General features: G+C 71.1%; 13 protein-coding genes. 6 read left to right on the top strand and 7 right to left on the bottom strand.

Annotation, left to right across the window (positions count from 1 at the left end):
- Window positions 1-325 precede the first annotated feature (325 nt).
- Genes OG570_RS15800 through OG570_RS15785 form a run of 4 tightly spaced genes read left to right on the top strand, consistent with a single transcriptional unit; the run spans window position 326 to window position 3831 of the window.
- Window positions 326-1351 (top strand): ABC transporter substrate-binding protein, encoded by a 1026-nt coding sequence (locus OG570_RS15800; RefSeq protein WP_442788273.1) that lies wholly within the window; start codon window positions 326-328, stop codon window positions 1349-1351.
- A gap of 4 nt (window positions 1352-1355) precedes the next feature.
- The gene (locus OG570_RS15795; RefSeq protein ID WP_247058536.1) at window positions 1356-2126 is read left to right on the top strand and encodes an ABC transporter permease; all 771 of its coding nucleotides are present in this window, start codon (window positions 1356-1358) and stop codon (window positions 2124-2126) included.
- Window positions 2123-2956 carry an ABC transporter permease gene (locus OG570_RS15790; protein ID WP_247058538.1) on the top strand — a complete coding sequence of 278 codons (834 nt, stop codon included), beginning with the start codon at window positions 2123-2125 and terminating at the stop codon, window positions 2954-2956. The genes OG570_RS15795 and OG570_RS15790 overlap by 4 nt, the downstream gene beginning before the upstream one ends.
- A 17-nt stretch (window positions 2957-2973) precedes the next feature.
- Window positions 2974-3831, top strand: coding sequence for an ABC transporter ATP-binding protein (locus tag OG570_RS15785; RefSeq protein WP_326944719.1), 858 nt, complete (start codon window positions 2974-2976; stop codon window positions 3829-3831).
- A gap of 67 nt (window positions 3832-3898) precedes the next feature.
- On the opposite strand, the gene mdlC is transcribed toward OG570_RS15785, so the two are convergent.
- The 6 genes from mdlC to OG570_RS15755 form a co-directional block, all read right to left on the bottom strand.
- Entirely contained in the window at window positions 3899-5485 is a 1587-nt protein-coding gene (gene mdlC / locus OG570_RS15780) for a benzoylformate decarboxylase (protein WP_326957251.1), read from the bottom strand.
- Between the two features lie 108 nt (window positions 5486-5593).
- On the bottom strand, window positions 5594-7246 hold the full coding sequence (locus OG570_RS15775) for a S53 family peptidase (RefSeq protein ID WP_326957249.1): 1653 nt from the start codon (window positions 7244-7246) through the stop codon (window positions 5594-5596).
- Between the two features lie 158 nt (window positions 7247-7404).
- Window positions 7405-8358, bottom strand: a complete 954-nt coding sequence (locus OG570_RS15770) for a hypothetical protein (RefSeq protein ID WP_326957247.1) — start codon at window positions 8356-8358, stop codon at window positions 7405-7407.
- Window positions 8359-8406: 48 nt separating this feature from the next.
- Window positions 8407-8619, bottom strand: a complete 213-nt coding sequence (locus tag OG570_RS15765) for a hypothetical protein (protein ID WP_247058548.1) — start codon at window positions 8617-8619, stop codon at window positions 8407-8409.
- Between the two features lie 421 nt (window positions 8620-9040).
- Window positions 9041-9718 (bottom strand): copper homeostasis protein CutC, encoded by a 678-nt coding sequence (locus tag OG570_RS15760; protein WP_326957244.1) that lies wholly within the window; start codon window positions 9716-9718, stop codon window positions 9041-9043.
- A 12-nt stretch (window positions 9719-9730) separates the two neighbouring features.
- Window positions 9731-12496, bottom strand: a complete 2766-nt coding sequence (locus OG570_RS15755; RefSeq protein WP_326957242.1) for a sensor histidine kinase — start codon at window positions 12494-12496, stop codon at window positions 9731-9733.
- Between the two features lie 186 nt (window positions 12497-12682).
- Here OG570_RS15755 and OG570_RS15750 point away from each other — a divergent pair, with 186 nt between their 5' ends.
- Both OG570_RS15750 and OG570_RS15745 read left to right on the top strand, forming a co-directional pair.
- The gene (locus tag OG570_RS15750) at window positions 12683-13648 is read left to right on the top strand and encodes an ABC transporter substrate-binding protein (RefSeq protein WP_326944725.1); all 966 of its coding nucleotides are present in this window, start codon (window positions 12683-12685) and stop codon (window positions 13646-13648) included.
- 58 nt (window positions 13649-13706) lie between these two features.
- Window positions 13707-15089 carry an FAD-dependent oxidoreductase gene (locus OG570_RS15745; RefSeq protein WP_326957239.1) on the top strand — a complete coding sequence of 461 codons (1383 nt, stop codon included), beginning with the start codon at window positions 13707-13709 and terminating at the stop codon, window positions 15087-15089.
- Here OG570_RS15745 and OG570_RS15740 read toward each other — a convergent pair.
- Window positions 15086-15769, bottom strand: coding sequence for an LppU/SCO3897 family protein (locus tag OG570_RS15740; protein WP_326957237.1), 684 nt, complete (start codon window positions 15767-15769; stop codon window positions 15086-15088). The two genes, OG570_RS15745 and OG570_RS15740, sit on opposite strands and share 4 nt — an antisense overlap.
- Window positions 15770-15835: the final 66 nt, after the last annotated feature.

Here is a 15835-nt window from a genome sequence, read left to right as displayed (position 1 = left end):
AGAGGGTAGCGAACGGCCGGGGAAGATGTAACCCTCCCGACAACACGCGCAGGATGTTGCACAGCGTTCGCTCAGTCGACGCGCAACTGGTGATCCCTTTTTGCGGATCCCCGTCCTACGCTGGGTGTTCTGCTACGGCGAGTGGAGCAGCGGGTCTAGACCAGAGGCCCAAAGAGTGATGCGTACCACTCGTCCGGGTATTGCTTCCACCCGTTGTGAGCAGGCTGTCACGCTGTCTACAGTGGCCCGCGTGTCTCCGGACAATGAGTCACGCACTTTCACTGGATTCGGTACACCAACCGTCACCTTCGTCAAGGAGCAGGCCTTGCTTGGAAACGCCAGGAGCAGTGGCCGGGTTCGCACTCGCCGTGCCGCGCTCGGGCTCGCCCTCACCGCCGCCGCCGTGACAGCCGCCAGCGGCTGCAGCGCGCTCGGCTCGGACGACTCGAACGCCTCGTCGAACGGGGGTGGCCTGGAGAAGCCGAACATCACGGTCTCCATCCTGCCGACCACCGACCTGGGCCCGTTCTGGCTCGCCCAGGACGGCGGCTACTTCAAGGCCGAGGGCCTCAACGTCAAGTCCGTGGTCGCGGCCAGCGGCCAGGCCTCGATGACCAAGTCGATCTCCGGCGAAGCCGACATCGCCCTCTCCACCTATACGCCGTTCTTCATCGCGAAGAGCACCGGTGCCGCCGACATGCAGCTCGTCGCCGACGGTTCCTCCGTGAACGCGAAGAGCAACGCCATCGTCACGGTGCCGAACTCGCCGGTGAAGACCGTCGCCGACCTCGCCGGCAAGCGGATCGCCATCACGGCCAAGAACACGGCTTCCGACCTGCTGACCAAGTCCGTGATGAAGGACCACGGCGTCCCCTCGGACAAGGTCCAGTGGGTCACGCTCGCGCTGCCGAACATCGCGGCCGCGCTGCAGCAGGGCCAGGTCGACGCCGCGTACCTGCCGGAGCCGTTCATCACCCAGGCCGCCAAGAACGTCGGCGCCACCCCGGTGATCGACATCAACACCGGCGCCAGCCAGGACTTCCCCCTGACCGGCTACGGCGCCCCCAAGAAGTGGGTCCAGGACAACCCGAAGACCCTCGCGGCCTTCCAGCGCGCGATGCAGAAGGCGACCCGCGACGCGATCAACGACCGCTCGAAGGTCGAGCCGCTGCTGGTCAAGTACGCGAAGATCGACGAAGACACCGCGAAGCTGCTGACGATCCCCGGTTACGGCTCGGTTCTGGACGCCCGGCGCATGCAGCGCGTCCCCGACCTGCTGCTGCAGCTGGGTGCCATCAACACGGCGGTCGACGCCGCGTCGATGATCGCCCCCCAGGCGACTGCCAGCTGACATCGTGACCAGACTGCTCCGCAACCTGACCGGCCTGGTCGGCTTCCTCCTCCTCTGGGAGGTCGTCGTCCAGGTCGGCCTGGTCAGCAAGACGTTCATCCCGCCGCCCAGCGTCGTCCTCGTCACCGTCGGGGAACTGCTCGGCGACGCTTCCTTCATCCGCGACGTCATCGCGACGATGCTCGCCTGGCTGATCGCGATCCTGATCGCGGTGGCCGTCGGCGTGCCCGCCGGCCTGCTGCTGGGCAGCGTCCCGGTGCTGCGCAACGCCACCGCCGCGATCGTCGAGTTCCTCCGCCCGATCCCGGTCGCCGCGCTCATCCCCCTGGTGCTGCTGGTGATCGGCTCCGGGCCGGAGGCGAAGATCACCCTCGCGGTGTACGCCGCCCTGTGGCCGATCATGTTCAACACGATCTACGGGCTCAGCGAGATCGACCCGGTGCTGATGGAGACCGCGCGGGCGTCCGGGACCAGCCGGTTCCGGATCCTGACGTCGGTCGCGCTGCCGTTCACCGCGCCGTTCGTCTTCACCGGCATCCGGCTGTCGGCGACGATCGCGCTGATCGCCGTCGTCAGCACCGAGTTCCTGGCCGGCTCCGAGGTCGGGCTCGGCAACTTCATCCTGGTCTCCAGCACCGGCTCGACCCGGTTCGACCTCGTGCTGGCCGGCACCGTCGTGGCCGGCTTGCTGGGTTACCTCATCAACGAAGGGCTCGAGCAAGTGGGCAAGCGGCTGTTCCGCTGGAGCACCGTGGACCGGGAGGCGATCGCGTGACCGCCGCGACCCTGTCCGGCCGCGTCGGCAGGCGCGCCGTCCGCGGCGCCACCGCGGTCCTGCGCAACTGGCTGCTCTTCGCGGTCCTCGTGGTGCTCTGGGAGTTCGCCGCCCGCGCGGGCGGCAGCAAGTTCTTCCCGCCGCCGTCGGAGATCGCGGTCCGCGCCGCGAACCTGTGGTTCACCGGGCCGGCGGACCACCTCTTCCTCACCGACGCGGTGTTCGACAACGTGTTCCCCAGCCTCGGTCACATGCTTGGCGGCTGGGCACTGGCGTCCGTGGTCGGTATCGTCCTCGGGGTGCTGGTCGGCCGGTCTCCGAAGGCGATGGACTACCTCGGGCCGCTGTTCGCCTTCTTCCGCTCGATCCCGCCGCCCACGCTGATCCCGGTGTTCGCGGTGCTGTTCGGGCTGAGCTCGGGCATGCAGGTCGGGTCGATCATCTTCGGCGCGATCTGGCCGGTGCTGCTCAACGCGGTCGACGGCGTCCGCTCGGTCGACCAGGTCAAGGTGGAGACGGCGCGCTCGTTCCGCACGCCCAAGGCGTACTGGATCAGCATGGTCGTGCTCCCCGCGGCGGCGCCGAAGATCTTCGCCGGGCTGCGGGTGAGCCTGTCGATCTCGCTGCTGCTCATGGTGGTCTCCGAGCTGGTGGGAGCCTCCTTCGGTATCGGGCGCTCACTGCTGAACGCCCAGCAGGACTTCGACTTCCCGTCGATGTGGTCCTGGTTGGTGCTGCTCGGCATCCTCGGCTACGTCTTCAACACGATCTTCCTGGCCGCGGAGCGACGGGTACTGGCGTGGCAGCCGGCCCGCCTCGGCCGCGACTGACGGTGGAAAGGCCCTCAATGTCAACCATGCTCGAAGTGTCCGGTGTCAGTCACCGCTACGGCTCCGGCCCCAAGGCGCACACCGCCGTCGACAACCTGTCGTTCACCGTCGAGGCCGGGCAGCTGGCCAGCATCGTCGGCCCGTCCGGCTGCGGCAAGTCGACGCTGCTGCGCTGCATCGCCGGGCTGACCCCGCCGACCGACGGCACGGTCAGCCTGCACGGCGACCGCGTCTCGGGCGTGCCGGACGACCTCGCCGTCGTCTTCCAGGACTACAGCCGGTCGCTGTTCCCGTGGCTCTCGGTGCAGAAGAACGTCGAGTTCCCGCTGCGGTGGCGCTCGATCTCCCGGTCCGAGCGGCGCAAGCGGGCCGCCGAGGCGCTGGAGCACGTCGGGCTGTCCGGCGTCGGCGGGAAGTACCCGTGGCAGCTGTCCGGCGGGATGCAGCAGCGGGTGTCGATCGCCCGCGCGCTGGCCAGCCGGCCGTCGCTGCTGCTCATGGACGAGCCGTTCGCCTCGGTCGACGCGCAGACGCGGTTCGAGCTCGAGGACCTGACCCGGCGGGTGCAGCGCGAGCAGGGCGCCACGATCCTCGTCGTCACGCACGACATCGACGAGAGCGTCTACCTGTCCGACCGCGTGCTGGTGCTGTCGAAGTCACCGGCGTCGATCGTGGCGGACCTGCGGGTGGACCTGCCGGCCGACCGCGACCAGATCGCGACCCGCGAGTCGCTGGAGTTCGTGACGCTGCGCGGTGAAGTGGCGCGGCTGCTGAACGGCGGCACCCCGGAGGAAGCGGCCAAGGCCGCCTCCGACGCCGCGGAGTGGGCGATGGCCGAGCAGGCCAAGGAGCAGCGGGCCAAGGCCCGTCGCTGACCCGGTTTCAAGTCCGTGAATGCCACATCGAGGGACGTAGTGGCCCTCGATGTGGCATTCACGGACTTCAGTAGATGGTGGAGTTCTCCGGCACGACCCGGACGTGGACCAGGGTCGGGCGGTCGTCGGCCAGGGCCGCCGTCAACGCCGGGGCCAAGGCGGCCGGCTCGGTGATCGCGATGCCCTGGCAGCCCATGCTCGCCGCCAGTGCCGAGAACTCGATCCCGCCCAGCTGCGTGCCCGGCAGCTTGGAGCCGCCGATCGCGTCGCCGAGGATGCGGACCGCCGCGTACTCCGTGTTGTCCAGGATCACGATCGTCACCGGCAGTTCCTGACGCGCGGCCGTCCAGAGCGCCTGGATGCCGTACATGCTGGAGCCGTCGCCGATCACGCCGACGACCTTGCGGTCCGGCCGGGCGATGGCCGCGCCGACGACGCCCGGGACGCCGTAGCCGAGTGCGCCGCTGGCCATCGTCAGGAAGCCGGTGTCGGTCGCGGTGATCGGCAGGTGGTCGTGCATCACCGCGCGGTGGCTGGGAGTTTCCTCGACGACGAGCGCGTTGTCCGGCAGGACCTCCGCGAGCGTCGCGTAGAAGTAGGCCCCGGTGAGCGCGCTGCCGTCCGGCTTCGCGGGCCGCTCCAGCGGCGCGGGCGCGGGCCGGCTCGTCTCGCCCACGGCGTCGACGAGCGCGCGGATGCCGAGCTTCAAGGTGGCGCGGATACCGGTGCCTTCGAAGGCCCGCGCGAGGATCTGCTCGTCGTCGCTGACGATGAACAGCGGCGGCAGCGGAGCTTCGCCCCGGCCGCGCTCGACGTGGTAGGTGAAGGCCGGCGCACCGAGCACGACGACGAGGTCGTGCGCGGCCAGCTTGTCCGAGATCGTGCCGCGCTCGGGGTCCAGGAACCCTTGGAACAGCGGGTGATCTTCGGGGAACGAGCACCGGAAGGACATCGGCGCGACCCACACGCCGGCGTTGACCCGCTCGGCGAGCGCGACAGCCTCCTCGACGGCACCGTCCTGGTCGACGGCCCCGCCGACGACGATGGCGGGCCGTTCGGCGGCGGCGAACGCGGCGGCGAGTTCGGCGACGGCCTCGGGATCCGGCGCGAAGCCACGGATCCGCGGCCGGGAGACGATCGGGCGTTCGGTCGTGACGGTCCAGTCGTCGGCCGGGACGGACACGAAGACCGGACCGGACGGCGCCTGCGTCGCGACGTGGTAGGCCCGCGCCAGCGCGGCCGGGACGTCCTCGGCCGTCGCGGGCTCGATCGACCACTTCACGTACGGCTTCGGGAACTCCGGCGCGTCCATCGCGCCCAGGAACGGATCGTGCGGCAGCAGCGACCGCACCTGCTGCCCGGCGACGATGATCAGCGGCGTCCGGTTCTTGTAGGCGGTGAAGATGCTGCCGAGGCCGTGCCCGACGCCGCCGGCGGAGTGCAGGTTGACCAGCGCGGCCTGCCGCGTGGCCTGGGAGTAGGCGTCGGCCATCGCCACGACGGCGGACTCCTGCAGCCCCAGGACGTAGTCGAAGTCGTCCGGCCACTCCGTCAGGAACGGGACCTCGGTGGTGCCGGGGTTGCCGAACACCGTGGTGAGGCCGAGTTCTCGGAGGAGTTCGCGGGTGGCGTCCAGCACCGTGCGCTTGAGCATGCCCCCAGGCTAACCGTTAGCGCTGCGAAAGAAACCACCAAAAGCCGTGAAGGCCTCCTTACCGGCGCCAAGAGCCGGTAAGGAGGCCTTCACGGACCTACCTGGACCTCAGCCGATCAGGCCCGACAGGCCCGAGCCCTTGAAGGAGCCCCAGCCGGTCACCTGGTCGTAGCCCGTGCCGGCGGTGAAGCCGGTCGTGCCGTGCAGGGTGTTGTTGCCCGTCGTCACGTCGTGGAAGCCCGTGCCGTACGAGGACCCGTTGCCGATCGAGTAGAACTTCGGGTTCAGGTTGCCCAGGCCGCCGCCGTGGACCTGGTTCTGCAGCGTCGCGAAGGCCGCCCACAGCGGGGCCGCGCCGGACGTGCCCCAGACCGTCTCCCAGGAACCCGCGGTGTAGATGTAGTAGCCCGAGCCGCTGGCCGCGTCCGCCGAGACGTCCGGGACCTTGCGGTTCGTGGTGCTCTGGGTGGACTGCCAGGACGGCGCCGTGAAGACCGTCGAGATGCCGCCGCCGGTCGAGCCGTTGGACGCGCCGTCGTTCCACGCCTTCTCGCTGCTGTAGGCGTTCGACGAGGTCACCGTCAGCTGCGTGCCGCCGACGCCCGTGACGTTCGGGCTGGACGCCGGGAAGTCCACGGCCTTGGCGGTGGAGCCGGTCTGGCGGTAGCAGTCGGTCGTGCCGTCGTCGCCCGCCGCCGCGAAGTAGGAGATGCCCTCCGCGGTGCCGGTCGCGATCGCGTTGCTGACGCTCTTCGCCGCGCTCGAGCCCTCGGCGGATTCACAGGCGCCCCAAGAGATCGAGACGACGTTCACCGTGTGGTCCGACGCGATCTTCTGGTACATCGCCAGTTCGCCGGCGCTCGAGTTGGGCGCTTCGTAGACGTAGTCGCTGGCCGCCGCGGCCAGCGCGTGCACGACCTCGATGTCCAGCTCGACCTCGATCTCGCCGTCACCGGGCGAGGAGTCGTAGTTCGCGCCGCTGACCGGGACCGTCGTCACCGAGCCCGCCGAGAGGCCGTACGTGCTGTCGTACTTGGTGACGTTCGCCTTCTTGTAGCCGTCGAACTCGACGAAGCCGACTTTGACGCCGCTGCCGGTCGCCGAGAGACCGCTGGTGCCGTACGCGGTCTTGAGGATCGGCGGGGTGACGGACTTGACGACGTTCGGCTGGGCTTTCGACGCCTGGGACGAGTGCGTCCGCACGGCGTGGTCGTCCAGGCCGACGACGTTCGCCACAACGCCCGAGACGTCCGCGGCGACGGTCGGCGCGGAGTCGTTCGCGAAGAAGTTCCGGCCGGAGACGGTGTCGTGGTAGTTCCCGATCCGGGTGTGGAACGCCGCTTCGAGCTGCGCCGCCGAACCGTGGAACGTGACGGCCTGCCGGTTGCCGGAAACCTCGATCCCGGTGGCCCCCGCCTTCCCGAGGAATGAGACAGCCTTGTCGACGTCGGCCTGCGTCGGACCGAACTCGGCATTGAACTGCGCCGGCGTGAGGAAGTGGTGGTATTGCGGCGAGGCCGGGTTCTGCACTTCGGCGAGGAACCTTTCCAGCGCCTGCTGGTTGTGCAGTTTCAGGGAGAGCGCCGCGGTGATCTGCTGGGCCGCGCCGACGTCGCCGGTGCGGGCGCTGTTGACCAGCGGAGCGGCGGAGTCGGCCAGTGTGACCAGGGGTTCCGTCGCCGCGGCGGCCGGGACGGCCACGGCGAGGCCGAGCAACGCCGGCAGCGGCACGGCGGCCGCGACGAGCTTGCGCAAGCGCATGGGAGAATTCCTCTCGGCGGTGGGGACCGGGCCTGCGCGGAATGCTCGCAGCAGGTTGCCAAGGAGCATAAGTCGGCAACCAACCTACTTTTGTTGGTCATTTCGCGGTTCCCATTTTCGTTTTCCGCACCGTTTACCATTTCATGGGAATTCGATGGTCAACGCGGTAGCTCGTCGATCCGCTCGACGATCTCCTGCGCGTGCCCGTCGCCGGCGAACCGGCGGGCCGCCGCCGACAGCGTCCGCAGCCGCTGCCGGGTCCGCGGCGACCGCAGCGCGCCGGCCAGCTCGATGGCCTCCTGCCCGACGCTCGCGGCGACGTCGAGATCGCCGTCCAGCGCGTGCACGGTGGCCAGCCAGATCACCGTCAGGCCCCGGCTGCGCGTCATGTCCGGGCCGTAGCCGGCGATCGCGTCGGTGAGGGCGCGGATCCCGGCGCGGCCGTGCCGGACGTCGACCACCTGGGCCAGCTCGCCGTGCACCGTGCCGGTCATCGCCGCCATGTCGTTGCCGTCGAAGAAGGCCGCCCACGGCGACACCTCGGTCTCGTGGGCGGCCGCGAACTCGGCCCGCGCGCGGCGCAGGTACGTCAGCGCGGCGGCGACGTCGGCTTTCTTCGCGTACGCCCACGCCTGGTTGGCCGACAGGATCGCCTGTGCCCGCTGGGACCGCGCCCGCAGCGCCGCTTCGCGTCCGCGCGCGAACTCCACCAGTGCCGCGTCGACCGCGCCGTAGTGCAGGTGCAGCCGTCCGGTGCGGTACCGGATGTTGGCCTGGAGGTCGTCGTTCCCGGCCTCGACGGCCAGCTCCAACGCCCGCGCGAAGGCGGCCAGCGCGGCCGCGGGCCGGTTCTCGTCGAAGCTCGTCCAGCCGGCGAGGTTGTACAGATCGGCGACGACGGTGCAGAGCCGCACGAGGACGGCGTCCCGCATCGTGCCGGCCAGCAGGTCCGCCGCGACCGGCAACCGCGCCGCGATCGCCTCGGCGCAGGACCCGCCGCCGTGGCGGTAGTCCCGGGCCCGGAGCTCCGCGACGGCTTCCTCCAGCCGTCGCACGTCGGTGAGGCCCACGCGAGCGCCGCGCGGGTCCTCCCGGCCGTCACTGCCGGTCATGGCAGCCCTCCGTCTTCCTGGAGAGCCACCGCCCGTGGCAGCTCCCGGTCATTCCCCTCCGGACCACGCCCCGGGTCGTTCCTTCGGGGGGTGGCCACCGGGGAGTACCCCGGTGGCGGTCAGCACCACACCCGTGGCGGTTTCCGCGATCTTGACGACGGCCAGGAGGCCGCCGAGGGCGAGCGAACTGCCGAGTCCCAGGTGGGCGAACTCGTCTTCGGACGTTCCGGTTCCGCGTTGCCGCGGGATCGCGCTGGTCACGATTCGACCTTCCGGGTTGTTCCGGACACACTGGTTCGACATTCGCGGGGAATCAGCCGCCCCCAGGCGACGAACACCCACCGGATGGTCGAGTTCTTCGGTTCCTGCTGGCCTGGCCACGAGCTCGTCTTGAACTGAATACGCGCGCACACAGCGCCGCCTCCCGCACTGCAGAACGATTCTTGAACATCGGCCGGATCGCGAAATGCGGGACAACCGTAGCGAGTCGATCTGCGCGAAATCAGCCGCCAACCAGGTCAAAGCCGTGACCTGCGCGTGCATCCGCACGCGCAGGTGCCGCTCGGCTTTTGCAACGGCGAAATGGGATTTCACCGCGAAAGAACGTGCTTACCGCGCACGCCGGCGCACCCTGCGAATCCCGTAATCATGACTCACGTGACGCGCAGAATTCGCAGTTCGATCAGGACTTGACGAGTTCGACCCACGTGCGAACCGATTCAGCGTCGACCGCGAACTGCCAGCCGCCGGGCCGGACCGCGCTGCCGACGTGGAACCCGCGCACGCCGCCCGCGCGCAGAAGGTGGACCTGCTGGGCGCGCAGGCCGCCGCCGACGAGCAGTTCCGGTCCGTTGTCGCGCTGCGCGAGGCGCTGCAGCACGGACAGTCCGCTGCCGACGCCGTTCGGGTGGCCCGCGGCGAGCACCGTGTCGCAGCCCAGCGCCGCGAGATGGTCGTACGCGCGCAGCGGGTCGCGCGTACGGTCGATGGCACGGTGGAACGTCCAGGGCAGGCCGTCGATCTCCTTGATGAGTGCTTCGCACGCGTCGAGGTCGATTTCGCTGTCGACGTTCAGGAAGCCGAACACGAACTCGCGCGCGCCCGCGTCGATCAGCCGGGCGGTGTCCGCGCGCAGGCCTTCGATGTCCCCGGCGGCGAAGGAACCGTTGTCCCGCAGCATGACCCGGATCGGGAGATCGGTCGCCGACCGCACATCACGCAGCGTCTCCAGCGAAGGCGTCAGGCCGTCCTGGGCCATGTCCGCGACCAGTTCGAGGCGGTCGGCCCCGCCCGCTTGCGCGCCTTCGGCGTCCGCCGCGTCCAGCGCGATCACTTCCAGCAGGGGCGTCTTCGAGCTCATGCCTCATCCGTTTCACTGGTTCCGGGTGTCTTCTCCCCTCGCGTGCCGCCCTCGCCGGAAGCCGCCTTGCAGGCTCGTCATCCGTTCGCGCACCGCTTCCGGGGAAAGCGAGAGTATCGGCCGCTGCTCCGGCACCGCTCCCGGGCTGGCCGCGGCGTCGGCCGGCTGCAGGAACGGCCAGGTGTCCTCGGCGCCGTCCTCCTGCTCCAGCTCCGCGGGTGTCGGCCACTGGTACTCGGGCTCGATCGCGGCGGACGGCTGCGGGAGCGCGACGGGCGGGGGCACCGGCGGGAACTGGGGATCGGTGTCCTCGTCGTCGGGGTTCGGCTCGGCGGCCACCGGCTGCGGCGCGAGCGGCGGCGGGGGTGGCGGGGGCGGTGGCGGCGGCGGGACGGGCGCGGCTTCGCGCAGCGGCAGCCCCGAGGCCAGCGCGTGGCGCGGCTCGGGCTCGGCGGGGCGGGGCTCTTCCGCGATCGGCCGCGGCTCGGCCGCGCGCCGCGGCACCTCGGGCGGCGCGGCGGCGTCGAACCAGCGGGACAGGACGTCGCGGTAGGCGGGCATCCGCTCGGTCGGGGCGTCGAAGTCCAGGTGCGGGTCGTCTTCCGCGGTCGGCCACTCCGGGGCGTGCTCGCGCGCCACCACCGGCGCGCGGCGCGGCGGGCCGGCCTCGATCGACGGCGGCGTCAGCTCTTCCGGCCCCTCGGGCTCCGGTTCCGGCTGCGTGAGCGGGGCCAGCGGCGCCAGCAGCTCGGGTTCCGGGGCGTGCTCGGGCTCGGCGGGCGGCGGGGGCGCGGGCAGGGGCGGCAGCTCGACGATCAGGCCGGTCGGCACCAGCACCGTCGCGACCAGCCCGCTGCCGTTGGCGGCGCTCAGCCGGACGTCGATCCGGTGCCGCTTGGCCAGCGTCGCGACCACGAACAGGCCCATCCGGCGCGACACCTCGACGTCGACGTCCGGCGGGTTCGCCAGGCGCGTGTTGGTGCGGTCGATCTCGGCCTGGGGCATGCCGGCGCCGTGGTCGGTGATCTCGATCTGCCAGTCGCCGTCGTGGGTTTCGGCGCTGGCGACGGTGACCGTGCCGCCGCCGGAGTAGCGCGTCGCGTTCTCCAGCAGCTCCGAAACGACGTGCACGAGGTCGTTGACGGCCTCGCCGCGGACCGCGACCTGCGGCGCCGGGCCGAGCTCGATGCGCTGGTAGTGCTCGACCTCCGAGAGCGCGGCGCCGATGATCTCGTCGGCCGCCACCGCGCCGGCGTCCTCCCGCGCGGAGTCGTGCCCCGACAGGACCAGCAGGTTCTCGCTGTTGCGCCGCATCCGCGTCGCGAGGTGGTCGAGCTCGAACAGCCCGGCGAGGGTGTCCGGGTCCTGCTCGTCGGCCTCCATCCGGTCCAGCACCGAAAGCTGCCGTTCGACGAGGTCCTGGCTCCGCTGCGAGAGGTTGACGAACATCGCGTTGACGTTCTCGCGCAGCATCGCCTGTTCGCCGGCCAGCCGGACGGCTTCGCCGTGCACCGCGTCGAACGCGCGGGCCACCTGACCGACCTCTTCGCGCGTGAACACCGGGACGGGCGCGACGGCGAGCCGCTTGCGGAGGTTCTCCGGCGCGGGTTCGGGGTCGGTGAGCAGGCCCTGGACCGCCGCGGGCAGCCGGTGCTCGGCCACCTCCAAGGCCGTGCGGCGCAGGATCCGCAAGGGGCGCAACAGGGACCGCGCGATGACGACCGACAGGACGCCGGCGACGAGCAGCACGGCGAGCACCGCCCCGCCGTCCCAGATCGCCGCCGCGCGGGCCTGCGTCGCGAGGGTGTCCGTGCGTTCCTGCAACTGGACCAGCAGCGCTTGCTGCACCTGGTGGGCGAGGTTCACCGTGTGGGTCGCCGAAACGTCCCACTGGTTCGGGTCGAGGCCCGAGAGGTTCTGGCCGTTTTCGGTACGGGTGAGCGCGGATTCGACCATGTCGTTGCCGATGTCGACGACCAGGCCGATCACCGTGTCGTCGAACATCCGTTGCTGGTCAGGGGTCGCGAAGGTGCGGTAGTCGTTGCGCGCGGCGGCGAGTTCGGCCTCGGCGCCGAGCAGCGCGCGCGTGCGGTCGCGGCTCAGCGTGCCCTCGGCGAGCGCCTCCGCCATCACCGCGCGCTTGACCGACAGCTGGTCCTTGATCCGGGCCAGTGCGTTGCCCGCCAAGCGCAACCGCGCGAGCTCGGGGTCCGAGACGTCGGCGGCGGCCGAGTCGCTGATGTCGAGCAGGCCGGAGATCAGCTCGCTGTAGGAGCGCAGCACGGCGTCGGCGGGGAACGCGGAGTGCTCCGCGGAGAACCGGAGACCGCCGAGCACGCGCAGCCGGTCGTCGGTCTGCTGCAGGCTTTCCGCGGCTTTCGCGTCGAGGCGGGGCCGGCTGTCGGCCAGCGTCCGCTCGAACGTCCCGATCGCCTGGTCGACGCGTTTGCGCTGGCCGGCGAGGTCCGCGGTGTCCCCCGAGCGGTTCTGCGCGACGAACCGGACGGTGAGGTCGCGCTCGCGCTGGAGCTCGTGGATGGCTTCGGCGACGGTGCTGTCGACGCGGCCGCGGGTCGCGAACTCCGCGAGCTGCTGCGCGTCACGCAGGTCCGTGCTGATGCGCAGGCCGACGAGCGCGATCACGGCCAGCGCGGGAATGAGCAGGACAGCGAAGAGCTTCGTGCCGAGGCGCCAGTTCCGCAATCGCCAGCGGCCGCCGGCCGGACGCGGATCCGCCGCGTCGCCACCCTTGCGGGGACGCTTGTCGCGACGGGTCACCTGGTTTCCTTTTCCACCGCGGGAGGAACCCGCGGACCTACCGACACCTCGAACCTACTGAACGGTAGCCCGCTCGATGAAGATCCGAAAGCCGCGCTGGTGCGATCCGGCCCTGCCCGCGATCGTATGGGGCGCGGACCATACGATCCAGCACGAGAATCAGATTCTCGCGGTAGGTGGCGGTTCATGATCAGACGCGGATGGACGATTCCGCTGGTAGCGGCGCTGCTGGCGACTGCGGGCTGCAGCCTGTTCAATTCCGGTTCAACGGCCGCGCCACCGCCATTGGAACGGACCACTCTGCGTGTCGGTGTGGGCAACGCCATCGACACGGCCCCGCTGCGCATCGCCGTGAACGCCGGGAAGTTCGGCTCGGCGGGCCTGAACGTGCAGCTCGTGGAGCTGGGCGCCGACGACGGGCTGGCCAAGGTCGCGGCCGGTGACCTCGACGTCACGTTCGCCAGTGACATCGCGATGTTCCGCGCCGCGGCGGGCGGTGCGGCGCTGCAGCTCCAGGGCGAGGCGTACACGTCCGGCCCGAACACCATGGCGTTGGTCACGTTGCCGGGTTCCGACTACACGGTGCCGACCGCCAAGAAGGCACCGGAGATCGCGGTGAACGCACTCGACGACGTCGGCGCGCTCGCCGCGCGCTCGGTGCTGGGCACCGCCGGCGTCGACGTCGCCAAGATCAAGTTCAAGCAGGTGCCGTTCGACCGGATGCCGCAGACGCTCCAAGCGGGCGACGCGGACGCGGCGCTGATGAGCGAGCCGTACATCACCCGCGCCGAGAAGGACCTGGGCGCGCACATCCTCGCCGACGGCGCCCGCGGCGCGACCCTCGGCTTCCCGCTGTCCGGCTACGCCGCCGCGAAGCCGTTCGCGCAGGCCAACCCGCGCACGCTCGCGGAGTTCCGCAAGGCCTTGAGCGCGGCCCAGCAGAGCGCGACCGATCCGGCGATCGTCCGCGACTCGCTGCCGAAGTTCTCCGACATCGACACGACGACGGCCGCGCTCATCTCGCTGGGCTCGTACCCGGCGTCGCTCAACGGCATCCGGCTGCAGCGCGTCGCGGACCTGATGCACAACTCGGGTCAGCTGGCCGACCGCCTCGACGTCCAGGCGCTCCTGCCGGACCAGAACGCTTATTAGATTTCACCAGACTCTGCACTTGGTCTACTTTTGCACTCAGTCTACTTGAGGAGGGCACATGGACGTCCTGATCGCCGGCGCCGGACCCACCGGCCTGACGACCGCCGCCGAACTCGCGCTGGCCGGGGTTTCCGTCACGGTCCTGGACCGCCGCGACGGGCCGGGCCTGCCGCGGCCGGTCGGCCTGCAGCCGCGGACCGCAGAGCTGCTGGACCTGCGTGGCCTGGACCCGGCCGACCGGACGCTCGACGGCCCGAGCGGCCACTTCGCCGGCCTGCCGGTCGCGCTCGACCACAGCGTCTGGCGGACCCGCCACCCGCGGGTGCGCAACCGGAGCCAGGACGACGTCGAGGAGATGCTGGCCGAGCACGCCGTCAAGCACGGCGCGGTGCTCCGGCGCGGGTTCGAGGTGACCACCGTCGAGGCCGACGACGACGGCGTCACCGTCGACGGGCTCCGCGCGCGCTGGCTGGTGGCCTGCGACGGCGCGCACAGCACCGTCCGCAAGCGGCTCGGGCTGCCCTTCCCCGGCCGCACCGAGACCTACGTCGCCACGCTCGCGCACATCACGCTCGCGGCGGCGTCCGCCCTCGTCCCGCCGCGGATGGCGCACTTCAGCGAGGTGACGCGGCAGGCGAACGGCCACTGGTCGATGCTCACCCCGCTCGGCGACGGCACCCACCGGTTCGTCTTCGGCACCACGGCGACCCAGCCGGGCCGCGACGCGCCGGTGACCGACGCCGAGGTCACCGCGGCCCTGACAGCCCTCTACGGCGCCGAGACGCGCCTGGGCGAGCTCCACGGCGCGTCGCGGTTCAACGACGCCACACGGCAACTGGAGCGCTATCGCCACGGCCGTGTGCTCTTCGCGGGCGACGCCGCGCACATCCACCCGCCGCTCGCCGGCCAGGGGCTCAACCTCGGCGTCCAGGACGCGATGAACCTCGGCTGGAAGCTGGCCGCGACCGTGCGCGGCACGGCGCCGGCCGGGCTGCTCGACAGCTACCACGACGAGCGCCACCCGGCCGCGGCCCGGGTGCTGCGGCACACGGCCGCGCAGCGCGTCTTCACGACGCCGGACCGCGGTGAGAACGTCGAGGCGCTGCGCGAGATCGTCGTCGACCTGATGCGGACGCCGGACGGGAACCGCTACTTCAGCGGGCTGATGTCCGGGCTGGCCCTGGGCTACCCGGGCGCGCACCGCGTCCCGGACCTCGACCTGACGACGGCGGCCGGCCCGACGCGGCTCTCGACGCTGCTGCACGGCGGCCGCGGCCTGCTGCTCGACCTCGGCGACCACCCGGAACCGGCCGGCTTCACCGGGCAGGCCGACGTCGTGCACGCGACCACCGCCGACAGCGAGTACCGCGGCCGGCAGCTGCTCGTCCGGCCCGACGGGTACGCCGTCGAGCCTGCCGAGCTGGGCCGGTGGTTCGGCTAGATGTTCTCGCCGGTTTGGCTCAGGCACACGATCCGGCGCGGCGGACCGGTGTACTTCAGGGCCTTCTCGGCGTCGCCGCAGGCTTCTTCGGGGTCCGTGACGCCGTAGCCGGAGACGACCTCGGCGCGCATCTGCGCCGTCGGGTCGGTGCAGCTGACCTTGGCGACCGCGGCGTCGTCGTCGACGTCGCGCAGGCAGTCGCCGGTGCTGACGTTCAGCGCGAGGCAGAGGGTCCGGTCGGTGCCGGAGCCGCTGATCTGGAACCGCACGTAGTCGTCGCTGGCCCCGCAGCTGAACGTCCCGCGGTAGCTGTCGTCCACCTTGAACGTCGCGCTGTTCTCGCCGCAGCCGACGCGGTGGTAGGCGAGCTGCTCGCCGCTCTCGCGCGTCAGGTAGAGGCACTCGCCGTCCGACGGCGGCCCGGCCTGGTGGATCCAGACGATGCTCATCGCCCCCAGCGCGCCCAGCCCCAGCGCGGCGACGACGCACGCGATCAGCGTGATCCGCACCTTCACGCTGAACCAGTGCGGGATCCCCGGCCGCTGCGGCATTCCCGGCATCCCCGGCATCGGCATCCCCGGCATCGGTCCCCCGGGCATCGGGGCCGCCGGCATCGGCACGGACGGCGTCGCGTAGTCCGGCGTCCGGAACGGGTTGTCGTCGGACGGTGGTGTGGTCAACGTGCCCTCCAGTGATCCCCTCGGCATATCGTCCCACCGGCGGACCCGCGAACGGAGCGGGCCGGA

The organism is Amycolatopsis sp. NBC_01286 (assembly GCF_035982555.1).
Taxonomy (GTDB): domain Bacteria; phylum Actinomycetota; class Actinomycetes; order Mycobacteriales; family Pseudonocardiaceae; genus Amycolatopsis.
This window is presented reverse-complemented; position numbering and strand designations above follow the sequence as displayed.